The sequence below is a fragment of the Hominiventricola sp. genome (assembly GCF_057604405.1).
Map to the genome: position 1 here is coordinate 25,572 of NZ_DBLYVB010000003.1, position 25,538 is coordinate 51,109.

General features: G+C 45.8%; 22 protein-coding genes. 17 read left to right on the forward strand and 5 right to left on the reverse strand.

Translation table 11 applies throughout. From position 1 onward, the window contains the following. Positions 1-72: 72 nt before the first annotated feature. The 10 genes from ACZMB2_RS03255 to ACZMB2_RS03300 all read left to right on the forward strand — a co-directional run bounded on the left by ACZMB2_RS03255 (position 73) and on the right by ACZMB2_RS03300 (position 11,773). The gene (locus ACZMB2_RS03255) at positions 73-1,575 is read left to right on the forward strand and encodes a sugar ABC transporter ATP-binding protein (protein WP_487595495.1); all 1,503 of its coding nucleotides are present in this window, start codon (positions 73-75) and stop codon (positions 1,573-1,575) included. Continuing rightward, a complete protein-coding gene (locus tag ACZMB2_RS03260) occupies positions 1,572-2,564 on the forward strand; it encodes an ABC transporter permease (RefSeq protein WP_487595496.1) in 993 nt (330 codons plus the stop codon). The genes ACZMB2_RS03255 and ACZMB2_RS03260 overlap by 4 nt, the downstream gene beginning before the upstream one ends. Positions 2,565-2,647: 83 nt before the next feature. After that, positions 2,648-3,496 carry a MurR/RpiR family transcriptional regulator gene (locus ACZMB2_RS03265; protein WP_487595497.1) on the forward strand — a complete coding sequence of 283 codons (849 nt, stop codon included), beginning with the start codon at positions 2,648-2,650 and terminating at the stop codon, positions 3,494-3,496. A gap of 341 nt (positions 3,497-3,837) precedes the next feature. Continuing rightward, positions 3,838-4,818 carry an Rpn family recombination-promoting nuclease/putative transposase gene (locus ACZMB2_RS03270; RefSeq protein WP_487595498.1) on the forward strand — a complete coding sequence of 327 codons (981 nt, stop codon included), beginning with the start codon at positions 3,838-3,840 and terminating at the stop codon, positions 4,816-4,818. Between the two features lie 418 nt (positions 4,819-5,236). After that, positions 5,237-6,283, forward strand: coding sequence for a zinc-dependent dehydrogenase (locus ACZMB2_RS03275; RefSeq protein ID WP_487595499.1), 1,047 nt, complete (start codon positions 5,237-5,239; stop codon positions 6,281-6,283). Positions 6,284-6,336: 53 nt separating this feature from the next. Then, positions 6,337-7,179, forward strand: coding sequence for a class I fructose-bisphosphate aldolase (locus tag ACZMB2_RS03280; RefSeq protein ID WP_487595500.1), 843 nt, complete (start codon positions 6,337-6,339; stop codon positions 7,177-7,179). A gap of 34 nt (positions 7,180-7,213) precedes the next feature. Beyond that, on the forward strand, positions 7,214-8,752 hold the full coding sequence (locus tag ACZMB2_RS03285; RefSeq protein ID WP_487595501.1) for a xylulokinase: 1,539 nt from the start codon (positions 7,214-7,216) through the stop codon (positions 8,750-8,752). A 21-nt stretch (positions 8,753-8,773) separates the two neighbouring features. Continuing rightward, entirely contained in the window at positions 8,774-9,859 is a 1,086-nt protein-coding gene (locus tag ACZMB2_RS03290; RefSeq protein ID WP_487595502.1) for a DctP family TRAP transporter solute-binding subunit, read from the forward strand. Positions 9,860-9,942: 83 nt separating this feature from the next. Next, positions 9,943-10,479, forward strand: coding sequence for a TRAP transporter small permease (locus ACZMB2_RS03295; RefSeq protein WP_487595503.1), 537 nt, complete (start codon positions 9,943-9,945; stop codon positions 10,477-10,479). 7 nt (positions 10,480-10,486) lie between these two features. Then, on the forward strand, positions 10,487-11,773 hold the full coding sequence (locus ACZMB2_RS03300) for a TRAP transporter large permease (RefSeq protein ID WP_487595504.1): 1,287 nt from the start codon (positions 10,487-10,489) through the stop codon (positions 11,771-11,773). Positions 11,774-11,922: 149 nt separating this feature from the next. On the opposite strand, the gene ACZMB2_RS03305 is transcribed toward ACZMB2_RS03300, so the two are convergent. The 5 genes from ACZMB2_RS03305 to ACZMB2_RS03325 form a co-directional block, all read right to left on the reverse strand. Then, complete coding sequence (locus tag ACZMB2_RS03305) at positions 11,923-13,173, reverse strand: 3-isopropylmalate dehydratase large subunit (RefSeq protein ID WP_487595505.1); 1,251 nt, start codon at positions 13,171-13,173, stop codon at positions 11,923-11,925. 2 nt (positions 13,174-13,175) lie between these two features. After that, on the reverse strand, positions 13,176-13,673 hold the full coding sequence (locus ACZMB2_RS03310; protein ID WP_487595506.1) for a LeuD/DmdB family oxidoreductase small subunit: 498 nt from the start codon (positions 13,671-13,673) through the stop codon (positions 13,176-13,178). Positions 13,674-13,853: 180 nt separating this feature from the next. After that, the gene (locus ACZMB2_RS03315) at positions 13,854-15,104 is read right to left on the reverse strand and encodes a 3-isopropylmalate dehydratase large subunit (protein WP_487595507.1); all 1,251 of its coding nucleotides are present in this window, start codon (positions 15,102-15,104) and stop codon (positions 13,854-13,856) included. 4 nt (positions 15,105-15,108) lie between these two features. Beyond that, the gene (locus ACZMB2_RS03320; RefSeq protein ID WP_487595508.1) at positions 15,109-15,585 is read right to left on the reverse strand and encodes a LeuD/DmdB family oxidoreductase small subunit; all 477 of its coding nucleotides are present in this window, start codon (positions 15,583-15,585) and stop codon (positions 15,109-15,111) included. Between the two features lie 70 nt (positions 15,586-15,655). After that, complete coding sequence (locus ACZMB2_RS03325; protein WP_487595509.1) at positions 15,656-16,954, reverse strand: HlyC/CorC family transporter; 1,299 nt, start codon at positions 16,952-16,954, stop codon at positions 15,656-15,658. Between the two features lie 144 nt (positions 16,955-17,098). On the opposite strand from ACZMB2_RS03325, the gene ACZMB2_RS03330 reads away from it, so the two are divergent. The 7 genes from ACZMB2_RS03330 (at position 17,099) to ACZMB2_RS03360 (ending at position 25,498) form a co-directional block, all read left to right on the forward strand. Beyond that, on the forward strand, positions 17,099-17,482 hold the full coding sequence (locus tag ACZMB2_RS03330) for a TIGR04086 family membrane protein (RefSeq protein ID WP_487595510.1): 384 nt from the start codon (positions 17,099-17,101) through the stop codon (positions 17,480-17,482). A 77-nt stretch (positions 17,483-17,559) separates the two neighbouring features. Next, on the forward strand, positions 17,560-17,703 hold the full coding sequence (gene scfA, locus ACZMB2_RS03335; protein ID WP_487595511.1) for a six-cysteine ranthipeptide SCIFF: 144 nt from the start codon (positions 17,560-17,562) through the stop codon (positions 17,701-17,703). Positions 17,704-17,792: 89 nt separating this feature from the next. Next, positions 17,793-19,175, forward strand: coding sequence for a thioether cross-link-forming SCIFF peptide maturase (gene scfB / locus ACZMB2_RS03340; protein ID WP_487595512.1), 1,383 nt, complete (start codon positions 17,793-17,795; stop codon positions 19,173-19,175). Beyond that, the gene (gene secD, locus ACZMB2_RS03345; RefSeq protein ID WP_118768939.1) at positions 19,162-21,309 is read left to right on the forward strand and encodes a protein translocase subunit SecD; all 2,148 of its coding nucleotides are present in this window, start codon (positions 19,162-19,164) and stop codon (positions 21,307-21,309) included. The genes scfB and secD overlap by 14 nt, the downstream gene beginning before the upstream one ends. 329 nt (positions 21,310-21,638) lie before the next feature. Next, positions 21,639-22,361 carry an ABC transporter ATP-binding protein gene (locus tag ACZMB2_RS03350; RefSeq protein WP_308458330.1) on the forward strand — a complete coding sequence of 241 codons (723 nt, stop codon included), beginning with the start codon at positions 21,639-21,641 and terminating at the stop codon, positions 22,359-22,361. Then, a complete protein-coding gene (locus tag ACZMB2_RS03355; RefSeq protein ID WP_487595513.1) occupies positions 22,358-24,139 on the forward strand; it encodes a COG1361 S-layer family protein in 1,782 nt (593 codons plus the stop codon). Before ACZMB2_RS03350 ends, ACZMB2_RS03355 begins: the two co-directional genes overlap by 4 nt. Before the next feature lie 3 nt (positions 24,140-24,142). After that, on the forward strand, positions 24,143-25,498 hold the full coding sequence (locus tag ACZMB2_RS03360) for an ABC transporter permease (protein ID WP_487595514.1): 1,356 nt from the start codon (positions 24,143-24,145) through the stop codon (positions 25,496-25,498). The last annotated feature ends 40 nt before the right edge of the window (positions 25,499-25,538 follow it).

Below are 25,538 nucleotides of genomic sequence, written 5' to 3' on the forward strand. Positions count from 1 at the left end.
GGCAGACTGCTGTAAAATGTTCTATTTTACAGCAGTCTTTAAAAAAAGGAATTACTGTGGGAGGTGATCAGGGTGGAAACAGAAAAAATTGTATTTGATCATGTGCGAAAGGAATTTCCGGGTGTCGTTGCACTGAAAGATGTCTCTTTTTCCGTAAAAAAAGGAGAAGTACATGCGTTACTGGGAGAAAATGGAGCAGGGAAATCGACGCTGCTGAACATTCTCCATGGAGTATTCACCGCTACATCAGGAAAAATATTGCTGGATGGACAGCCTGCAAACTATACATCACCCTATGAGGCAATCGAAAAAGGTGTTATTAAAGTGCATCAGGAAGTCCAGGTTGTTGAAAACCTGAATGTGGCACAGAACATTGCACTTGGATTTGAAAAAACCAAGGCAGGATTACTTGACTATAAAGATATTAACGCCAGAGTGGATGAAATCCTGAAAGATCTGGGATGTTCATTCCGCAGTGTGGATTCTGTGGCAGGTCTTGGAGTAGGTGACTTGCAAATGATGGCAATTGCAAAATCATTGTATCATAATGCAGATGTGATCTCTCTTGATGAACCGACTTCAGCATTGTCAACAACTGAGATTGAAAAGTTGTTTGAAATAGTACGGGAATTGAAGAAAAAAGGACTTACAATTATTTTCATCAGTCATAAACTGGATGAGATTTTTGAAATTGCCGATCGCATTACAATTCTGCGAGACGGTGAATATGTTGGAACAAAAGTAATAAAAGAGACAAACAAAGCGGAACTGATCCGAATGATGGTAGGTCGCGATGTATCAGAATATGCAGTACGTCTGCAGCCTCCATGTGTGGATCACAGTAAAGTTGTATTTGAGGTAAGAAATTTACGCGGTAAGACATTCCGCGATATCAGTTTTAAAGTATATCAGGGAGAAATCCTTGGATTTGCAGGGCTGGTCGGAGCACGGCGAACAGAAGTAATGAGGGCCATTTTCGGTGCAGATCCTCTGTATGAAGGTGAGATTTATGTAAATGGCCGCAGAGTTGTAAATAAGAGTCCGGAGGATGCTTTGGCAAACGGAATAGGACTTATTTCCGAAGACCGGAAGAGAGAAGGATTTATTCCTTCCATGGATAACCGGATGAACATGAATATGGCAGTTCTGAAGGATTTCCGAAATAAAGGATTCTTGAATCAGAAAGGTCTTCTGGCAAATTTTGAAAAATTTGCAGAGAGCGTACATTTAAATATCCGTAATCCAGAACATTTGACAAAGAATCTGTCTGGTGGAAACCAGCAGAAGGTCATCGTTGCGAAGTGGCTGGCAACCAATGTGGATTTGCTGATTTTCGATGAGCCGACCAAAGGTGTAGACGTAGGTGCAAAATCAGAAATTTACAAGTTAATGGAAGAATTTGTGGCAAGTGGAAAAACAATCATTATGGTTTCTTCAGAGATGACAGAAGTAATAGGAATGAGTGATCGGATTATTGTCATGAGGGAAGGTCATATTACCGGAGAACTGACAGATAAATCGGAATTCGAAGGAGAAATTATTCTTGCACATGCTATGGAGGAAACAAAGAAATGAATGGAGTATTAGCACGCTTTACAAAGAAAAACAGCAGAGAAATTACAACTGCAGTTGCATTGGTACTGGTTATTCTGATTTTTTCACTGCTGAACAGCCGGTACATGGAATATGATAACTTGATTGATATTATTCAGCAGGGAACGGTAAATGGATTCCTTGCAATGGGTATTACGGTAGCGATTATCACAGCCGGAATTGACTTGTCTGTAGGATCTACCATGGCGGTTGTACTTGTAGCCTGTGCCATGCTTTCAGCCAGCAATTTTAATCCGGTATTGACGATTATTATTGGTATTGTAATTGGTGCATTTATCGGTGTTGTAAACGGATTTATTATTACGAAAATGAAGCTTCAGCCGTTTATCGCAACCCTTGGTATGATGGAAATGCTTCGAGGTGTAGCATATGTAATCTGCGGAGGTAAGACGGTTCTGGGAGTCAGTGACTCTTTCAGACAGTTGTTCCAGACAGAGGTTTTCAGAGGAATCCGCCTGAGTATGGTATATATGTTCCTTCTGGCAATCATTTATGGAATTATTCTTACCAAAACAAGAATTGGTGTATATATTTACGCAATTGGTTCCAATGAAGAGGCAACCAAACTGTCTGGTATCAACGTAGATAAATATAAGACCATTGCATATGCAATGTGCGGAATTGGCGCAGCAATGGCAGGGCTTGTTACCATGGCTCGTTTGGGAACCGGCGAACCCAGTGCAGGTGTCAGCTATGAGACTATGGCAATCGCAGCAGCAGCGATCGGCGGCACAAGCCTTGCAGGTGGAAAAGGAAGTATGTCAGGAACCGTTCTTGGTGCATTTACCTTATCTGCACTTCGAATTGGTCTGATTGTAATTGGAATGGATACATTCTATCAGTATATTGCAATTGGTTTAATTATTCTGGTAGCAACTTACATTGAGAATCTCCAGGTAATCGTAGTGAAACTGTTTAAAAAGATTTTTCATAAGAAGGTAGAAAAATAAGGCAGATAAAATCCAGGAGACAACCGTCTTCTGGATTTTCTTCATTTCCTGACCTTGAAAAATAAAAATATGAGGAGAATTTTATGAATCGGACACCAAGTGTTGTAAACATACGAAGTAAAATGAAGGCATTGACAGGGTCAGAAAAGAAAGTAGCTGACTATGTGCTGAACAATTATATGAAGGTTCTGGACTGCACAGTCACGGAACTGGCAGAAAAGGCGGGAGTCAGCGATGCTACGGTGGTGCGCTTTTGCAGGAGCGCAGGATATAAAGGATATCAGGAACTGAAGATTAATCTGGCACAGGATGCCATCGTTCCTTATAAACATCTAAATAACGCATTGGAAGAACAGGATACCCCGGAGCAGATCGTGACAAAGGTAATCCGGTCTGAGATGGATACGCTGGAAGAGACCATTCATATTTTAGACATGAAAGAAGTTGAGCAGGCAGCCAGAGCAATTAAAAATGCACAACGGGTCGTATTTTTCGGTGCAGGAGGGAGTATTATGGTAGCCCATGATGCGATGCACAAATTCCTGAAAATCGGAATCCGATGTATTGTGGAAGAAGATGCGGATGTACAGGCTATGGAGTCCGGACTTTTGCGGGAAGGAGATGTGGCCATTGCTATTTCTCATTCCGGAACCAATAAAGGTGTTCTGGAGTGTCTGCGAAATGCCAAAGAGAACGGAGCGGTTACGATAGGCTTAACGACCTATGGAAAATCACCCATGCAGCGGCAGTGTGATTATGTGCTGATGACATCCACAAAAGAGACAGTGTTCAAATCAGAATCCGTAACTGCCCGGATTGCTCAGCTGGCCGTGATTGATTCCCTGGTGGCAGTCATTTCCTTTATGGATTATGACAAAGCATATGGTGCCATTCAGAAAACAAGAAATGCAACAGCGTCGAATAAATTTTAAATGGTGGAAAATGAAAGCCAGGGGCGGTTCGTCGGAACTGCCCCTGGCTTATTTTGGCAGAGACCCACACAATGCAGGTCAGGCTGTAGAAAAATTTCTATAGAAACAAGTTGCAAAAAACATAACTATATGTTACTATAAAACAAACAGCGGATGTGAAATTAACAATATCTGCTATCACACAACATTTCTCGTTTTCGGAAGCTCAGTTCGAGCAGCATTCCCGATGATGAATTAACTGGATATGGAAACTGAAGGGAATGGATGCTTCCGGGACTTGGGAAAATGCCCATGATAGGACTCTTTTCTTCGCAGTAAAATATCCGAAGGAAGGAGTATTTATGGGCCAAAAAGAAGAATCGATGATTGCGTACTATAATAATCCAGAGCATTTTGCGGATCTTATGAACGGTTGGATTTATCGAGGAGAAAAACAGCTGACAGCGGCGCAAATTCAGGAGATGGACACACGATATACTGCGTGGACCGGGAAGAATTATCGAACCAGGTACCGGGATATTGCCAAACGGGTGAAAAATGTCAGAATTGTACTAATTGTAGGAACGGAAATTCAGACATACGTGGATTATTCCATGCCTGTCCGTGGAATGGATTATGATGCGATCGAGTATAAGCGTCAGATATCCGAGATCAAGAGAATGCAGAAGTCAACAAAGCCTGTCAGTGTGAATATGTCGCCTATGTCTAAAACGGATCGGCTGATTCCGGTAGTTACACTTGTGTTATATATGGGAGAAGAACCATGGGATGCAGCAGATAATCTTCATGAAATACTGGATTTTTCAGATGTTACGGACGAATGGAAGAAATATATTCAGAATTATAAAGTACATGTGTTGGATATCGGCCATACACCAGATGAACGTTTAATGGAATTTCCAGATGACATTGCCTGCATGTTTCTTTCGATCAAGTATGCCAAAGATAAGAAAAATTTGGCGGAACTGGCGAAGAAATTGCCACAGTTTATGGAGATGGGAAAAGATACATATGAAACAGTTTGGAATTACATTGGAAATCAGCAGATGCTGGAGATAAAGAAAGCATGGGAAACGGAAGGAGGAAAGGTTAATATGAGATGTGCAATTGATGAAATTTACGAGGATGGAATTGCAGAAGGCGAGAAACGTGGTGAGAAACGTGGTGAGAAACGTGGTGAAGAGAGAGGCATTTCCTGTATGTTGGAATTATTAAAGGAATTTGGCTGCACGGAAGATAATGCCAGATTCCATCTGGAAATGAAGTTTCACTTGTCAGAGAAAGAAGCCGATGAGTATATGAAGAAATATTGGGGAATATAGAGAAATCTCAAAGCCAGGGGCGGTTCGTCGGAACTGCCCCTGGATTATTTTGGCAGAGACCCACATATTTGGCGAATGACAGGAATTCTCGTGGCGTATTTTTGAAATAGCCCCAGGACGATCGGGGAGCGACAAAACCTGACCAGTAAAGCGACACAAAACTGTAATAAATTTCCATAAAATTTCCAACTCATGAAAATTCTGAAATGATATTTCAAATCATCTGAAATGAAAAAACACAAAAAACTGGTCAAAAAAGGTGCTAAAAAACCGAAAAACAAAGAAAAACAAGTAAAAGTGCACAAAAATAGAATATATTTTTGAATGAAATTTACAAAGTTAAAAATAAGTATTGAAATAAAATTACAGAAGTGGTATAGTACAACCATGGAACAGGAAATAGAAAGGAGAGGCTGTTATGAAAATGAGAGCTGTGGTTCTGGAAGGACCTAATAAATTTCACGCAGTGACTGATTATCCGAAGCCGGAGATCAAAGCTGGCGAGATGCTGATGAAGATGGAGCGTGCCGCAATCTGCGGAACTGACATCCGTATCCTGGAGGGTACAAAGACAAAGGATGTTCGTTATCCGTCCGTTATCGGTCATGAAATGTGCGGAACGATCGTAGAGATCGGCGACGGAGTAGAGGGCTTCGAACTGGGAGATAAAGTTGCAGTAGCAAACGTAATTCCCTGTGGATGCTGCCCGATGTGCAGAAGAGGAATGGAAAATGTCTGCATGAACCGTCAGGCAATCGGCTATGAGTTCGACGGAGGATTTGCAGAGTATGTAAGACTTCCGGAAGTTGCAATTCGCAAAGGCAATATCGTGAAACTGCCGGAGCATGTGTCCTTTGCAGAAGGAGCAGTCATTGAGCCGCTTTCCTGCTGTCTGAGAGGACAGAGAAACGTAGATCTGAAGTTCAACGACAATGTACTGATCGTTGGTGCAGGCCCCATCGGACTGATGCATGTACTTCTTGCAAAAGCAGCAGGTGCCCGCAGAGTTATCGTAAGTGAGCTGAACGAGTACAGAAGAAACAAAGCACTTGAGTGCGGTGCTGATATCGTTGTTGATTCCACGAAAGAAGATCTCGAAGCAATCGTGAAACGCGAGACCAACGGACTGGGAATGGATGTCATCATCATGGCAATCGGTGTACCGGCACTGATCACCCCGACCATCAAACTTGCCCGTAAGGGTGGAGCAGTCAGCCTGTTTGCAGGATTTGTAAAAGGTGTGATGGCAGATCTTGATCCGAATATCATTCATTACAACGAGCTGAAAGTAACCGGATCCAGTGCATACAAACGTCAGGATTACCTGGATGCAGCAGAGATGGTAATCAACGGATATCTTGACCTGAAACCGATCGTTACTCATACATACAAGATCGAAGATTTCCAGGCAGCATATGAGATGAACAAGAGCGGTGCTGGACTGAAGATTGAGATCGAACCGTAATCAGCAACTAATTATTTCTTATTTAAATAAAGAATAAAGAGGAGAATAAAACAATGGCACTTTTAGGAAAAGAAGTAAGAATGAGCAGACTCGTAAACCCGAAGAGCAACAAGATGATGGCAATCACTGTTGACCATGCAATTTCCAGAGGAATCGCTCCGATGACTGGTATTCAGGATATCCAGGGCGCTATCGATAAGATCGTAGCTGGTAGACCGGATGCAATGACCATGACTGGTCCGATCGCTGAGAGATGTCTCGAAAAACATGCAGGAAAAGTTTCCCTGCTTTGCAAGATTTCCAGCTACTCTCCGGTATCCCCGACTCAGGACGCTGTATTCGGAACCGTTGATTCCGCAATCGCTCTTGGCGCAGATGCAGTATCCATGGGATGCATGACTCTTGGTGATTTCCAGAACGAGCAGTTCGAGGCAATTGGTAAAGTTGCTCAGGAGTGCCGCCTGAAAGGAATGCCGCTCATCGGACATGTATATCCGAAGGGAGAGAGTGTACCGGTTGACAAGAGAACATCCTGGGAAAACATTGCATACTGTGTACGTAGCGCATGTGAGCTTGGCATGGATATCGTAAAAACTACTTACACCGGAGATCCGGAATCCATGGCAAAAGCAATCTCTTGCGTACCGAGCAGCTTCCGTGTAGTAATTCAGGGTGGTGACGCTTGCAAGACTCTGGATGATTACCTGAACATGACCTACGATGCAATGCAGTGTGGTGTAGGTGGAGTTACCATGGGACGTTTCGTATGGGATTACAAAGATGTAACCGCTCTGGTTATCGCTCTTCGTTACATCATCCATGAGGGATATACTCCGAAGCAGGCAAAAGAGCTGCTTGCACAGCTGGAGAACGATAAGAACTACGATCAGTTCTAATTAGACGAAAGAAATAAAGAAGCAGGTGTCTGGAATGGATAAGAAGTATTTATTGGGAGTCGATGTGGGAACGACCAGTATCAAGGTAGTGGTCATTGATGAAAATGCAAAGCCGCTGGGAATCAGCAGCAGCTCCTATCGATTGATTACACCGGATCAGAACTCCGTTCAGATCGACATGGAAGATATGTGGAATGCATATTTAAAATGTATCCGTCTTCTTCAGGAAGGAAAGAAACTGGATCTGTCCAAAGTGGCTGGTATCAGTATTTCCAGTCTTTGCCCGGGGCTTGTAGCCATGGGCGAGAATGGAGAGGTTCTGGTAGATGCGATTATTTATTCCGACAGACGCAGTACCGAGGAGGCAGAGATGATCCTGGATGCGGTTGGAAAGGACAGATTGTTCGAACTTACAGCCAATACTGCCATGGCTGGAGCAATGTCCGGAACATCCATGCTCTGGATCAAACGCCACCTTCCGGAACAATATGAAAAAACAAAATATTTTGGCCATCTGAATACCTTTATGGCACATCGGATGTGCGGTAATTTTGCTATTGACTATTCTAATGCTTCTTATACGAATCTCTTCGAGACTACCGGAGGATTCCGGTGGTCGGAAGAGCTTTGTGAGAAGATTGGAATTGACATCGAGAAGCTGCCTCCGCTTCATAAATCCACAGATGTGGTGGGAGGTCTGATTAACGAAGAGTTGATCGCACTTGGAATTCCGCAGGGAACGCCGATTGTAATCGGAGGAGGAGATACTGCATGTGCAACGCTGGCTGCTGGAGTAACCAAAGCCGGAGACGTATGTGAATCAGTTGGAACCACCAACGTACTTACGATTTGCGTGGATCAGCCGAAATTCGACCGGGGATTCATCAATAGATGTCATGTGGTAGATGGTACCTGGATTTACCAGGGTGCTCTGTCTACAACAGGTGCAGCTTACCAGTGGTTTCGCGACAATTTCTGCCAGGACTTAATAGAGAAAGCATCTGGTAGCAGTAAAAATGCATTTGCCTACATGAACGAAGAAGCAGATGAAGCAGAACCGGGATGCGGTGGATTGGTATTCCTTCCCTATATGTTAGGCGAGAGAAGCCCGATCTGGGATCCGTATGCAAGAGGTGTATTTTTTGGACTTTCACTGCAGACGAAACGAAAAGATATGAACAGGGCAGTCATGGAGGGCTGTGGATATGGACTTCGTCAGTTGTCCGAGATCGCAGAAAGAGTGACTGGTAAGAAAATGACAGAATTTGTTTCCATCGGTGGTGGAGCAAAGAGTGAGACCTGGGCACAGATTAAGGCAGACATTACCGGAAAAGATATTATCATTCTGGATCTGAATGATATGGCTCCGGTAGGTGCAGCACTTCTGGCCGGTGTCGGAGCAGGGGTATTCAAAGATATATATGAAGCATCCGACAAGGTCGACAAACATGTTTATAAAGTGGTGAAGAGCAGTGACAAGCACAAAGATGTCTACGAGAAGAGATATCAGGTGTATACAAAGCTATACCCACAGATAAAAGAACTATATAAAATAGGTAGTGACTTACACTGATCTTGAAAGGGGAAAAAAGGGATGAAAAAGAAAGTATTATCATTAGTACTGGCACTCAGTATGGTAGGCGCAAGCCTCGCAGGATGCGGCAGCTCTAACGACACTGCAGCAGCTGACACCAAGACAGACGCAGCAGCAGAGGAGACCGCTGATGCTGCAGCAACTACCGAGGAGACCAAAGAGATCACAATCGCAGTTCCGGATCCGGAAGCTTCTTATATCTATCAGGCAGCTCAGGAGTTCGCTAACCGCGCAGAAGAGTATTCAGGCGGAAGCTTAAAATTCACCATCTCCGGTAACGGTTCTCTGTATGGTGGAGATACCGCAGCTGGTATCAAACAGCTGTCTGCTGGTTCTCTTCAGATGCTGATCCTTGCTACCTCCGTATATGCAAGCTTTGAGCCAGGATACAATGTAATCTCTGTTCCGTATATGTTTGATGATCAGCAGCAGCTGCTGGATTACCTGAACAGCGACGTAGGACAGGAACTGATGAACCGTGTATCTTCTATGGGTATCAAGACTGTTGGAAGCTGGACCCGTTCCTTCCGTGAAGTAACCAACTCCAAGAACCCGGTTAACACTCCGGATGACCTGAAGGGTATGGTTCTTCGTGTACCGAACAACTCTCTGTATGTTGAGTTCTTCAGCGCTTGTGGAGCAGTTACTACTCCGATGAACTTCTCTGAGGTTTACAATGCACTGCAGCTGAACACTCTGGATGGACAGGAGAACCCGGTTGACGTACCGTACTCCAACAAATTCTATGAGGTTCAGAAATACATCTCCGGCACCAACCATATGGCAGATGCATGGCTTGTAGGTATGAACAGTGCGCTGTTCGACAGCCTGTCTGCAAACCAGCAGGAAGCAATCACCAAAGCTGGCCAGGAAGTACAGCAGTGGAACGTAGAGTTCATGGATAAAGAGAATGAGACCGCTCTTCAGACTCTGATCGACAACGGTATGGAGTACAATGATATCACGGAAGAAGGACGTGACGCATTCGTTAAAGTATCTCAGTCCTGCTATCCGAAATTCAAAGAGCTGATCGCTGATGATGATCTGTTCAATGCAACTGCAGAGTTCTGCGGAAAAGCTGAGTAATCAGAACTAAATAAAAATTGCTAGTTAAAAGGGGAGAGGGATCGATTCCCTCTCCCCCTCAAAATAAATGGAGGTTTTTACATATGGAGCGTAAAAAATCCGCCTTATCTGGATTGTTTAACGCAGTCAATGCGTTGGAAAATGTACTCCTTGCTGTTATGGTAATCGGAATGATTGTTACCATTCTGCTTCAGATCGGAGGACGTCTGATCGGTCATCCATTCCCATGGACAGAGGAGACAAGCCGTTATCTTTTCCTTTGGATGATGTTTGTGGCATTGGCTGCAGGATTTAACCAGGCAGAGTCTTCACGAGTTACCCTTTTATTACAGATTGGTCCTAAGTGGCTGAAAAAGGCCAGCGAGGTACTGTATGCGGTCATGGTAATCGGAATCTTCGTATTCATGATTGTCTATGGAGCAGAAGTAGTAAAACAGCAGATTATGTTCCGTGAGATGGGAACTGCACTGATGATCCCGATGTATCTCATCGGTATCTGCCAGCCGGTAGCAGGCGTACTTGGTATTATTGGAACTTTACAGAGCTTCCTTGAGTTCCATGGCAAAGTTGCCATCGGTGACAAGGAACAGGAAAAAGAAAAAATGCTGGAGCAGGGGTGAGTAGACAATGAGCGTGAGTTTGGCATTAATGTTAATTTTCTTGGTACTGATGTTTTTAGGAGTGCCCATTGCCGTATCTCTGGGTATGGCATCCATTATTTGTATCGCAACCATGACAAGCCTTCCGCTTTCCATGGCGGCGCAGTCCATGTTTACCGCAATGAACAGTTTCATCATGGTAGCTGTTCCGCTGTTCATTCTTTGCGGATCCCTGATGGACGAGGGCGGTGTTGCAGATAAGATTTACAACCTGGCTGAGGCAATGGTTGGCTGGATCTTCGGTGGACTTGGTCATGTATCTGTAGTAGTAAACATGCTGTTCGCAGGTATGTCCGGATCTTCCGTAGCTGCTATTGCATCCATTGGTAAAATGAGTATCAACGCACTGGAGAAAAAAGGCTATCCGAAGGATTACGCGACGGCGATCAACCTTTCCGGTTCCATGCTGGCATCTGTAATTCCTCCCAGTATCCTGATGATCAATGCAGCAGCAACTGCCAATGTATCCATCGGACAGGCTCTGCTTGCTGGTATGATTCCCGGAATCCTCATTGGTCTGATATTCATGATTTACAACTATTTCTACTGCAAGAAACATAATATCGGTGACAGAATTCCATTCTCCGCACCGAAACTTGGAAAAGCATTCGTAGAGGCAATTCCGGCACTGTTAACTCCGGTTATTCTGCTGGGTGGTGTTTACACTGGTTTCTATACACCGACCGAGGGTGCTGCAATCGCAGTAGTGTATACCGTTCTGGTATCTATCTACGTTTACAAAAACCTGAAATGGACTGACCTTCCGAGAATCATCTGCAAGAATGCAAGATCTACCGGAACGATCCTCTTTGTAGCAATTGCTGCAAAACCGGCTTCTCTGTTATTTGAGCTGGACGGACTTCCCAGCAAGGTTGCAAGCCTGATCGCTGGAATCTCCGATAACCGTATTATCATTCTGTTTGTACTGTATGCATTCCTGATTGTTGTTGGTATGTTCATGGATGCAACGGCAGCTATCTTCATCCTGGTGCCGATTCTGCTTCCTGCTGTACAGGCAGTTGGAGTATCTCCGCTGTTCTTCGTAGTATTCCTGGTAATCACTCTTTCCTTCGGCCTGATTACACCGCCTGTAGGTGTATGTCTGTACGCGGCGGAAAACGTAACAGGGCTACCACTGGAGAAGATTATCAAAGCAAGTGTTCCGTGGATCGCACTGATTGCAATTTCTCTGTGTGTATTCATTTTATTCCCGGGCATCATTGAAGCACCGGTAGCACTGGTATTTGGATCATAAGATCTTCCAAATAAACTTTTCCTATTCATAGAGTTTCTCTGAAAGAGGTTCGGAGCCGAAAGGTTCCGAACCTTTTTCGTATTGAGGAGAAAAGTTCACGGCATAAAATAAGGGCGGGAGTTTTGCTCCCGCCCTTGTGTTGTGCTTTTTTATGAAATCTGTGGTACGGTAATCTTACCTGCCACTGCACAGGCAGCAGCGGTGGCCGGGGAGGCAAGGAAGATCTCTACTTTGGAGGTTCCCATACGTCCCAGGAAATTCCGGTTGTTGGTGGCAACGACGCGTTCACCGTCAGTCAGAATACCACCTGTACGGCCGCAGCAGAGGCCGCAGCTGGGATGAGTGATCATGGCACCGGCTTCTGCCAGAATGGCAAGGGTACCGTCCTCAAGAGCCTGCTCATAGATCTTGCGGCTGGCCGGAGTGACAATCAGTTTTACAAATGGAGCCACTTTTTTTCCTCTCAGAATGGAAGCGGCTTTCTGCAGATCTTCCAGACGACCATTAGTACAGGAGCCGATGAAGACCTGATCAATCGGAGTTCCTTCCCATTCGCTGACCGGATGAATGTTGTCTACCTGAGATGGGCAGGCAAGTACCGGCACGAAGTCCTCGGCTTTGTAGTGGATCTCACGGATATAACGGGCGTCAGCATCGCCTTTCAGAGAAGTTTCTCTCTCTGTCAGTTCGATCTCACAGTACTCTGCGGTCTTCTCATCCGGTGTGAATAGGGCACATTTGGCACCTGCTTCGATGGCCATGTTGGACATGGTCATACGGCTTGCCACACTCATGTTCTCGATGGTGTCGCCGGAGAACTCAAGTGCCTGATAAGTAGCGCCGTCTGCCCGGAGATCTCCGATAAGACGGAGAATGATATCCTTGGAAGTAACATTAGACGGCAGTGTACCTTCGACGACGACTTTAATGGTCTCCGGTACTTTGATCCACATGGTACCGGTTCCGAGAATACTTGCCATCTCCGTATAACCAATGCCGGAAGAAAAGGCGCCGACACAACCGTAGGTAGTGGTATGGCTGTCCGTACCAAATACAATGTTTCCAGGTTTTACATAGAGGGCTTCGGTCATCAGCTGATGGCAGATACCATCACTTCTGTGGACATTTTTCATGCCGTATTTTTCTGCAAATGCATTTCCAACATGGAAATGACGGGTGTCATCCACCTGGCTTGCCGGAACAAGGTGGTCATAGATCAGAACCACTTTATCCGGATCCCACAGTTTCTGAAATCCCATTTCTTCAAATTTTTCTGCCACAAACGGGATAAAAATATCGTGGATCATGACGCGGTCCACATTGACCGTTACGATATCTCCCGGATGTACGTCATGGCCTACATTGCGGCTTACAATTTTTTCAATGATTGTCTGTCCCATAATCAGTCCTCCAGTCCGTTCAGACGGCGCATGGCTTTCACCAGACCGCCGGCATTGATAATATCCATCAGATTCTGCGGAAGAGAGGCAATAGGAAATTCCTGACCGTTTAAGACAATTTTCTCACCAGTGGTAACCTCGATCGTGTCTCCCTCTTTTACATGGTCACGGAGAGTTGGATTTTCAATGAGCAGAAGTCCATTATTGATGGAGTTGCGGAAAAAGATTCGTGCAAAGGAGCGGGCAATCACACAGCGGATGCCCAGTGCCTTGATAATCTCCGGAGCCTGCTCTCTGGAGGAGCCGCAGCCGAAGTTTTTGCCTGCAACGATCATATCTCCCGGTTTAATCTGAGAGGCCAGTTCCGGCCGAAGGGGAGAAAATGCGTAGGGAGTCATGTCCTGAACGGTTTTCAGGGCAAGGTATTCTGTAGGAATAATAATATCGGTGTCAATGTCGTCTCCGAGCACCCACACCTTTCCGGTAAATGTTTCACTCATGGTAGGTTTTTGTCTCCTTAGTGTGTTTATAAGCAACTATTCAGAGCCACATTCGCAAAACCGCTGCTTCGCAGCTTTACTTTTGCTCATGTATGGCTTCTCGCCATATACATGCTCCGAAATATGTTCCTGTATGCAAGCATACGTCACATATTTACGGGCATGTGCATGGCTCTGAAGTTACAACATGTCTGCTGTTGCGATCTCACCTTTGATGGCAGAGGCGGTAACGGTAGCGGCACTTGCCAGATAAACGAAGGAATCCCGATGACCGGCTCTTCCTTTGAAATTACGGGTTCCGGTACTGATGAGGGTCTCTCCTTCACCGATGACGCCCTGACAGCTTCCCCAGCAGACGCTGCAGTTGGGGTTCATGACGATGGCTCCGGCTTCCATGAAGATCTTCAGAAGACCTTCTTTTAATGCCTGCTGATAGACTGCCTGGCTGGCCGGTACCACCAGAAAACGAACCAGCGGATGTACTTTGCGGCCCTTTAAAAGCTCTGCGCCCACACGGAGATCTTCAATTCTTCCGTTGTTGCAGGAACCAAGGAATGCTTCGTCAATCTTTACCCCTGCGGCTTCTTTTGCCGGGCAGACATTGTCTACGAAATGCGGTTTCGCAACGATGGAAGTGATGGTGCTTAAGTCGATATCGTAGACAGCGGCAAAATGTGCATCCGCATCGCTGGCAAAGCATGCCTTTGGCTCACGGCCATGCTCATGAAGGTAATGAAGGGCAATGTCGTCTACCTCCATGAGAGCAGTCTTGGCACCTGCCTCTACGCAGAGGTTGCAGATGGCAATACGGTCACTCATGGTCAGGTTCTTCATACCGTCGCCTGCAAATTCCATGGCTTTGTAGTTGGCTCCGTTGGCACCGATCTTGCCGATGATGGTCAGAATCAGGTCACGGGCATAAACACCTTCCGGAAGCTTGCCGGTCAGATTGAAGCGGAGTGTCTCCGGAACCAGAACCCAGGATTTACCGGTTACCATGGCATAGAGATAGTCCGTACATCCTACACCGGTACCGAAGGCACCGAGAGCTCCGTAGGCACAGGTATGGCTGTCCGCACCGAAGATCAGTTCACCCGGGCAGACATGGTTTTCCATCATGATCTGATGGCAGACACCCTGTCCCTCATAAAATTTGATGCCGTGCTCTTTTGCAAAATCACGCATTTTCTTCTGGGAAGCAGCGGTCTTCGGACTGTCGGAGGGAACGTTGTGGTCCACGATCCACACCAGCTTATTCACATCTGCGATGTGGGGATGTTTTAATTTGTTGTGATACATATCAATGGTCAGATGAGTGGTTCCGTCGTTACTCATGAGGCGGTCCACCTCTACGGTATGAATATCGCCGGGGCGGACTTCACTGACGCCTGCCGCACGGGCAATGATTTTTTCAGCAATGGTCATTCCCATAATCTTATGCTTCCTCCTTATTTAATGATGCGATCAGGCCGCCCTGATCCAGAATATTCTGCATGTAAGGCGGAAGCTTGGTGCAGGTATAGGTCTGTCCGTTTACGGAAGCAGTTCCGTCGGTCAGAGAAAGTTCCATCTCATCACCGTCAGATACATGATCATAGAGATCCTTGCAGACGATAACAGGGAGACCGATGTTAATGGCATTGCGATAGAAGATGCGGGCAAAAGATTTTGCCACAACTGCTTTGACACCGAGCGCTTTTAAGACGCTGGGTGCTTGCTCTCTGGAAGAACCGCAGCCAAAGTTCTCTGCTGCAACTACATAATCACCTGGCTTCACACGATCTGCAAACGTGGGATCCAGAGATTCAAAGGTATGTGCTTTCATCTCATCAATGGTAGGAAAAAGCAGATACTGGGATGCGATAATCTGATCGGTATCTACATCCGTATGAAACTTGAATATTTTTCCCATGGGGAAATCCTCCTTCAACACATATAGAATATAAAAAGGCAGCCGGAATGATTCCGACTGCCCATTTTTGCTAATTTTCCGGCAGCTCCTCCGGTTTTTCAGGAGATGGCAGGTAAATATGTACCTGGCCGATCCGGTTTTTTTCTACGGATTCCACCACCAGGCGGATACCGTTCTCGGTAGTCACTTCGTCTCCGACCTCCGGGAGACGGTCAAGAAGTTCAATGACGATTCCGCCAACAGAATCGAAATCTTCAGATTCCAGAAGCAGACCTTTCTCTTCCAGATCCAGATAATCATTCAGGTCATCAAGACTCATGGTACCTTCTACGATATATTCCAGATCAGAGATTTTACGAATCTGTTCTTCCTCGTCCTCGTCGTACTCATCACGGATATCACCGACGATTTCTTCCAGAAGATCTTCCATGGTAACCATACCGGCTGTCACACCGTACTCGTCCAGAACGATGGCCATGTTGGTGGAACTCTTTCTCATTTCAAACAGAAGATCAGAGGTCTTCTTGTGTTCATGAGTAAACAGAACTCCTCGCAATATATTACGGATATTGAAATGTTCCTTGTCTTCGTAGACCAGCAGATCCTTCACATTCAGCATGCCGATGACATTGTCGGTGCTTTCTTCATAGACAGGATAGCGGGTGTACCGGCATTCCCGGTAGACCTCCATGGTCTGCCCATAGGATGCATTGACATCCAGGAAACTCATGTCGACTTTCGGCACCATAATATCCTTTGCGGTGGCATCGCCGAAATCGAACACATTGTTGATCATTTCTTTTTCTTCCTGCTCGATGACGCCATCTTCATGGCTCACATCGACAATGGAACGAATATCTTCCTCAGTGTAGGAATCATTTTTTGCCCGGGGATCCACCCGCATGAGAAACATCAGTCCCATGGCCAGATGATTGACAATAAAGATCAGAGGTATAGCAATCTGCGTCCAGATATAAATGATCTGTGCGCTTCTTAAAGACTGCTTTTCCGGATCAATGGTGGAACAGGTTTTGGGAGTTACTTCTCCAAATACCAGAATGATCAGGGTCAGGGCACCGGTAGATATACCGGCTCCGGCACTTCCCAGCCATTTGGTGGCGAGAATAGTAGCTAATGAGGAAGCGGAAATATTGACAATGTTGTTTCCGATAAGAATTGCGCTTAACATCTTTCCGGGCTCCTCAATTAACCGGGAAAGAAGAATGGCGCGGCGATCCCCTCCTTCGGCCAGATTCCGCACCCGGATTTTACTCACGGTTGTCATTGCGGTTTCCGAAGAAGAAAAGAATGCCGAACAGGCAATGAGGAAAATTAAAATCAGTACCTGTATGGCGTCAGATGCGTCCAACGTAGTTCACTCCTTTTTTCTAATTGATAAATATGTATGATTAGAGTCTAATATACGCTATTTTCCTGATGATTGCAAGAAAAAAAGCATAATTGCAGGGGGCAGGCGCATATAAATAGCAGCAGAAGCATGAAAGGAGGCGGGATGGAGAGAATGAAATATCCCATGGCTTATATCGGACAGGTGCTTAGAATGATGAAGGCACTGTTAGTGGCATATGTAATGACGGGATTTTTTCTGCTGATTACGGCAGGGTTGATGTATCGATTTGAACTCAACGAAGGAAAAGTGAAAATTGCGGTAATCGGGATTTATGTGCTTTCCTGCTTTACAGGAGGCTTTCTGGCAGGAAGGATGATGAAAAACAGAAAGTTTTTGTGGGGAAGTCTGCTGGGATTTTTATATTTTGCAGTGATGTTGACAGTTTCGGTGGCAGTCGGCAGGGAGCTTAAGGAGGCTGTTATGGGGATTAGTACAACATTTTTTATCTGCATTATTTCCGGTATGATTGGTGGAATTGCAGCGTAAACACTGCTTGACGCATTTAGGAGCCATGTGTTATACTCATATCAGTTATGTAGTATAATCAATAGGAGGACGAGACGATGAAACATATCAAAACTTTAAATACTCAGACCTTACAGAATACCATGAAAAAAGGTGGATGTGGCGAGTGCCAGACTTCCTGCCAGTCTGCATGTAAGACTTCCTGCACTGTAGGAAATCAGACCTGTGAGAATCACAAATAAGGAAATGTAGAGTTTACGAGTAAGCAGCGGCTCCCGTCGCTGCTTATTTTACGTATGGAATTTGAATTAGAAAGAGGAACTGAAAAACAATGGTTCACCAGTATAAAAATAATGGTTATAACATCCTTCTGGATGTGAACAGCGGATCCGTCCATGTGGTGGATGATCTGATTTATGATATGATCCCTTATTATAAGGAAAAGGGACTGGAGGAGACCGTGAATCTCCTGAAGGACAAGTACCCGGAGCAGGATATCCGGGAGGCAGCTGAGGATCTTGACGAGCTGATCAAGGAAGGAAAGCTGTATACAGAGGATATTTATGAAAACTATATTCACGATATTGTAGCTGCCAAGAAGCCGGTCGTGAAGGCGCTGTGTCTGCACATTGCCCATGACTGCAACCTGGCCTGTCGCTACTGCTTTGCAGAGGAGGGCGAGTACCATGGACGCCGTGCCCTCATGAGCTATGAGGTAGGAAAGAAAGCACTGGATTTCCTCATTGCGAACTCCGGTAACAGACGAAATCTGGAAGTGGATTTCTTCGGCGGCGAGCCCCTTATGAACTGGCAGGTAGTAAAGGATCTGGTTGCTTACGGACGTGAGCAGGAGAAGATCCACAACAAGAATTTCCGTTTTACACTGACAACCAACGGTGTGCTTCTGAATGATGAGGTACAGGAGTTTGTGAACAAAGAGATGAGCAATGTAGTGCTCAGTATTGACGGAAGAAAGGAAGTGCATGACTACATGAGACCGTTCCGCAACGGCCGCGGCAGTTATGATCTGGTACTTCCGAAATTTGAGAAGCTGGCAGAAAGCCGGAATCAGGAGAAATATTATGTCCGTGGAACCTTTACCCGGAATAACAAGGATTTCTCCAACGACGTCCTACATCTGGCAGATCTGGGATTCAAACAGATCTCAGTGGAACCGGTAGTCGGAAGTGACGAAGAAGAGTACGCACTGCGGGAGGAAGACCTTCCGGAAATCTTTGCTGAATATGATAAACTGGCAGCAGAGATGGTAAAGCGTTATCATACGGATAAAGAATTTAATTTCTTCCATTTTATGCTGGATCTGACCGGCGGCCCCTGTGTGGCAAAACGTCTGTCAGGATGTGGTTCAGGCACAGAGTATCTGGCAGTCACTCCATGGGGAGATCTGTATCCCTGCCATCAGTTCGTAGGCGAGGAAAAATACCTCATGGGAAATGTGGACGAGGGACTGAAACGTACAGACATCCGTGATGAGTTCAAAGAATGTAATGTGTACTCTAAGGAAAAATGCCGGAACTGCTTCGCAAAATTCTACTGCAGCGGCGGATGTGCGGCAAACTCCTATAAATTCCACGGCTCCATTAATGACGCTTACGATATCAGCTGTGAACTGGAGCGCAAGCGTGTGGAGTGCGCAATCATGATCAAGGCCGCAGAGGCGGAGAAAGATGAGGCAAGAAATGAAGAAAAGTAGAGCAGTTGTCACTTTGCTGGTGACCATTGCCATTACGGCAATTCTGTTGTTCACCTCGGCAGTAGGCTGGGGCGCTGACGGAGCAGGTTCAGCAAAAGACATCAAACTGGGACTCGATCTGGCAGGTGGTGTCAGCATTACCTATCAGGCCGTTGGTGACGAAGCACCGTCTGTAGAAGATATGGCAGATACGGTGTATAAACTTCAGAAGCGTGTAGAAGGCTACAGTACTGAGGCTGAGGTTTACCAGGAAGGTTCCGACCGTATCAATATTGAGATTCCGGGTGTCAGTGATGCAAATGCCATTCTGGCAGAGCTTGGAAAACCAGGTTCTCTGCAGTTCACGACTTCTGATGGAACGGTAGTTCTGGAAGGAACGGATGTAGCAGATGCACAGGCTGGTTCCACTTCTGACGAGATGACACAGGCAAGAAAGTACATTGTAGAACTTACCCTGACGGATGACGGTGCAAAGAAATTTGCCGAGGCAACCCAGGCAAATCTCGGAAAGCAGATCGCCATTGTCTATGACGGCGATGTTATCAGTGCTCCGACCGTACAGTCTGCAATTACAGATGGCAGATGCCAGATCACCGGAGATTTTACTTACGAAGAAGCCGATCAGCTGGCTTCCACCATCCGTATCGGTTCCCTTTCCCTGGAGCTGCAGGAGTTACGTTCTAATGTGGTAGGAGCAAAGCTGGGAGCAGAAGCAATTCATACCAGTTTAATTGCAGGTGTGATCGGATTTGCACTGGTTGTTCTGTTCATGATTGCCATTTACAGAATTATGGGACTTGCATCCGGCATTGCACTGACTTCTTATGTAGGTATCGTGCTGGTACTGTTGAATGGATTCCAGATGACCCTGACCCTGCCGGGTATTGCAGGTATCATTCTTTCCATCGGTATGGCGGTGGATGCCAATGTTATTATCTTTACACGTATTCGTGAGGAGATTGCAGCAGGCAAGACCGTCAAATCCGCTATGAAGATTGGCTACCAGAAAGCCCTTTCCGCAATTGTGGATGGTAACATTACCACTCTGATTGCAGCAGCGGTACTGGCAATCAAAGGTTCCGGAAGTGTGAAGGGATTTGCACAGACTCTGGCACTTGGTATTGTTGTTTCCATGTTTACCGCACTGGTAGTATCCAAGCTGGTGATGAATGCACTGTATGCACTTGGTATGAAGGATGTAAAATGGTACGGCACCTTCAAAGAGAGACAGCCGATCAATTTTGTTGGCAAGAAAAAGATCTGGTTCTCTGTATCTGTTCTGGTCATTGTAGCCGGACTGGCTTATATGGGAATCAATGCAGGCTCCGGCAAAGGCGCGCTGGCATACAGCCTGGAATTCAAGGGTGGTACTTCCACAACGGTAGAGTTTAACGATGACATGACCATCCAGGAGATTGAACAGAATGTAGTTCCGGTTGTGGCAGAAGTTACCGGAGATAACGATATTCAGACCCAGAAGGTGGCAGGAACCACGCAGGTGGTTATCAAGACCAAAGAGCTGGATCTTGACAAACGTACGGAACTGGACGAGAAGCTGACGGAGGCATTTGATCTGAGCGATACAGCAATCACTGCAGAGAACATCAGCGGAGCCATCAGCCAGGAAGTAAAACATGATGCGATTATTTCCGTGATCATTGCAACGATCTTTATGCTGATCTATATCTGGATCCGGTTTAAGGATGTAAGATTCGCAACCAGTGCAGTTGCTGCACTGCTGCATGATGTTCTGGTAGTACTTGTATTTTACGGAGCAGCCAGAATCTCTGTTGGAAATACCTTCATTGCCTGCATGCTGACTATTGTTGGTTATTCCATCAATGCAACCATCGTTATTTTTGACCGTATCCGTGAGAACCTGGCAGAGATGAAACGGAAAGATACGCTGGAGGATGTGGTAAATAACAGTATTACCCAGACACTGACCAGAAGTATTTTCACTTCCCTGACCACCTTTATCATGGTAGCGGTTCTCTATGTCATGGGAGTTGCTTCCGTGAAAGAGTTCGCACTGCCGCTGATGGTAGGTATTGCCTGCGGAGCTTATTCTTCCGTATGCATCACCGGTCCGCTGTGGTATGTCATGAAAACAAAACTGGTAAAGAAACAGTAACAGAAATGTAGATGAGGCAGGAGCTTTGGCTCCTGCCTTTTTTGCTCCTGACATTTGCGTATATTTCAAATGCCTTACGGATTGTTCCGTGCTTCGCACTCCCACAATCCTGCCCAACATTCGCATACCGTGCAGTTTACACTGCACTTTATGCTCATTTTGGGCGGGTCATTAAACCACAGAACCACTCTTGTGCAAGCACATCGTGGTTCATGGTTTATGACCCTGGTATTTGAAATATTAAGATTAATTAAGAATTTCAAAATCAAAAATATGGTATACTTTATATATTAAAATGCGCTCAAAAAAGAATAAAAGGAGGGCCTCGGGTGGAAGAAAAAAGGCAGCCTGTGATTCAGGTAAAAAACCTCTATAAAATATTCCGGGTGGGGGACGAGAAGGTCCGGGCACTAAACGGTGTGGATCTGACTATCTATAAAGGAGAGTTCTGTGCCATCGTCGGTACATCCGGTTCCGGAAAATCCACTATGCTGAATATGCTGGCGGGGTTGGAAAAACCGACCAAAGGAGAAGTCGTGGTGGCGGGACAGCATCTGGAAAATATGACGGAAAACCAGCTGGTCAAGTTCCGGAGAGAAAAGGTAGGATTTATTTTTCAGTCTTTTAATCTTCTGGGAACCATGAATGCCATTGAAAATGTGGCATTGCCGTTGACCTTCCGGGGAGTGGATAAGAAGGTCAGGGAAGCTAAGGCAGTGAAGATGCTGAAGCTGGTAGGACTGTCCAAACATATGCTGCACCGGCCAAACGAGATGTCCGGTGGACAGCAGCAAAGAGTCGGTGTGGCAAGAGCCCTTGTGCTGGATCCGGAGATTATCTTCGCGGATGAACCGACCGGCAATCTGGATTCCCATACATCCGCAGAAGTACTGGGACTGATGAGAAAAGTGGTACAGGAAAAGAATCAGACCATGGTGATGGTAACTCATGATAACCATCTGGCAGGATTTGCGGATCGGATATTCCATATCATAGATGGAAAAATTGTGAAAATCGAGACACGGAGTGAATATAAGGAGGACGAGCAATGAAGAAGTGGTGGATGAAAGGACTTGCAGTGGCCCTGTGTGCGGGAATGCTGGCATCGGCGGCAGCGGTGAGCGTGCCAGAAATAGGGATGACGGTGTATGCGGAGGAACAGACGACTCCAACGCCCGGAACAAATAACACCAAAAAAGATGAAAATACAACAACTCCTACAGAAGATCCGGTAGCGGAACTGAAGAAAGCGAAAGATGGTGCCATGGGGAAACTTCAGGACTATCAGCGTTTAGTTGATCCTGACGGAAAAAAGGCAACAAAGCTTAACGATATTGTGACCAAAGCATTGAATCAGATCAGTGCTATGACCACAGCAGACGGTGTCAATGATTATATTACCAAGGCAAAAGGGGATATGGATAAAGTGGTCAACCCACCCAAAGATGACAGCAATGACGACGATGATAACGATAAAGATACCGTTCCGGTAAATGCGGATCATTTTCTCATGGTAGGCGGTACCTGGGTAACTCCGGTAGCCAATGCAGGGCAGGAAGTCAGCATTGTTCTTCCGGTTGTCAATATGGGCAAGACCAATGTGACCAATGCCGTGGTTACACCGGTATTAAGTACCGATACAGCAACCTGGCCATTTGAGATTACTCAGTCCAGTTATTCCCAGAACATTGCGGATCTTCCCGGTACTGACACCGGAATGTCTGATATGGACCGGAGACGGGAACTTACCTGGAACCTGAAAACCAGAAGCGATGTGGGAAATGGCTATCAGAAGATTTCTTTCAATGTGCGGTATTTTGCATCTGATGGAAGCAGCCAGACGACCACCCTTGATACGTACATCCAGACCAGTGGTACAGCCGGTGTCAGCGCGGATGGAAAATCATCTGTGCCGCGGGTGATTGTAACCGGATTTGAGACCAATCCGGAGACGGTACATGCAGGTGAAAGTTTTATGCTGACCCTGCATCTGAAAAATACTTCCACAGCAACCAGTGTCAGCAATATGCTGTTTGAGTTTGATGCAGCAGTAGAGGGCAAGGATTCCGAGACGACCTATGAATCTTTCCTGCCGACCGCAGGTTCCAACACGATCTTTGTAGATAAGATGGCAAAAAATGGAACCAAAGATATCCAGATTGAAATGGAAGCAAGAGCCGATCTGGCACAGAAACCATATGCTATCGACGTTAACATGAGCTATGAGGATGAGCATGTCAACGCTTACACCAACAAAGCGAGTGTATCCATTCCAGTGAAACAGGCAGCCCGGGTTGACATGAGTGAGCCGGAGGTGAATCCTTCCAGTATTGAAGTGGGCAGTGAAGCAAATATTATGTTCAGTATCTACAATCTGGGAAAGACCAAGCTTTACAATGTGAAAGTGTCTGCAGACAGTGAATTCGTGAGCAGCGGTGATGCTTTTGTAGGTAATCTGGATTCCGGAGCGACCGGTTCCGTAGATATGTATGTGAATGGTCTGGCACCTACGACAGACGATGGAACGGTAAAACTTAATATTTCTTATGAGGATGAGACCGGAGAGGCAACTGTGATTGAGAAGACCGTTTCCTTATATGTCAGCGAACCTATGATGGATGACAGTACGGGAATGGACGATATGCCTGCGGACGATCAGACCGGAACCGGCGGCAGCGTTGGAAAGGCAGTTCCTGTGATTGTTGTCTTCCTGATTGCAGCAGGTGGTATTGCCATCATCATCAGTTTGAAGAAAAAGAAACTGAAAGAACAGAAAAAACTGGAAGAAGACCTCATTGATCTGGATGAAGAGGATGACGAGAAGGAGTAAAGCATGAAATTTCTGGATTTACTTCGAATGAGCAGTTCGAATCTGCTCAGAAGAAAGCTTCGTACGGCATTGACCGTACTTGGCGTTGTCATAGGAACGGCATCCATTGTAGTCATGATTTCTCTGGGCTTGGGACTTCAGAAAAGTTCACTTGAGCAGATAGAGCAGTATGGAGGGCTGACCACCATCAATGTCAATACATGGGGCAACTGGGACAGCTCTTCCTCAAATACGGAAGAACTCCGGATTGATGATGCATTGGTGGAAAAAATCGCAGCCATGCCTCATGTGGAAATTGCCTCGCCGATGCTGTCTGTTAATGTACTGGCGAAACAGGGGGCTTATATGGGAAACCTGCAGGTATATGGAATGACCCAGGAAGCTATGAAGTCCATGAATATGGAGGTGGGAGAAGGAACGCTTCCTCCTGCCAATGGAGGTCTGCAGTTTTTCTATGGCAATCAGGTCATTACGAATTTTTACAATGCCAAGACCAATGAATACTACTGGGATACAATGACAGTGCCGGATGTAGATCTGATGAAGGATCCAGTGTTTGTGATCTTTGACACGGATGCTTATTATAATTCCACCAGCGGTGGAGATAGCAGCGGTCAGGTGACGGCACCTCCGAAGAAGTATATTATTCCCACCAGCGGATTGATGGCGGGAACGGTAGATGATTACAGCGAGAACAGCTACAATGTGTATGCAGACATTGATCAGCTGAAGGCAATGCTGAAGAAGATTTTCAAGGGAAAAGCCATTCCCGGACAGCCGACGAACAAAGCGGGGAAACCCTATAAAGAGATCTATTATGATCAGGTCTATGTAAAAGTAGACAGCATGGAAAATGTACAGGAGATCCAGAAAGCAATTCAGGACATGGGATATGGGGCAAGCAGTAATGCAGAATGGATGCAGCAGACGAAAGACCAGATGAAAATGATTCAGCTGGTGCTGGGAGGAATTGGTGCCGTATCCCTGTTTGTAGCAGCCATCGGTATTGCCAATACCATGATGATGTCCATTTATGAACGGACAAAGGAGATTGGTATTATTAAGGTACTGGGATGCGACATGAACAATATCCGTACGATGTTTTTGCTGGAGGCCGGATTTATTGGATTTTTCGGCGGACTGGTCGGACTGATACTCAGTGAAACGATATCTTTTGTTATTAACATGGTGGCGGCCGGGGCAGACGGAAGTGGATATTATTCTGGCATTTCCTATATACCTGTATGGCTTGTTCTGGCAGCACTGATATTTGCCGTACTGGTCGGTATGGTGGCTGGTTTCTTCCCGGCACTTCGTGCCATGAAATTAAGCCCGCTGGCGGCCATTCGAAATGAATAAAGAAGCAGGAAAAACGAGACAAAACCCAGAAAAATGAGTT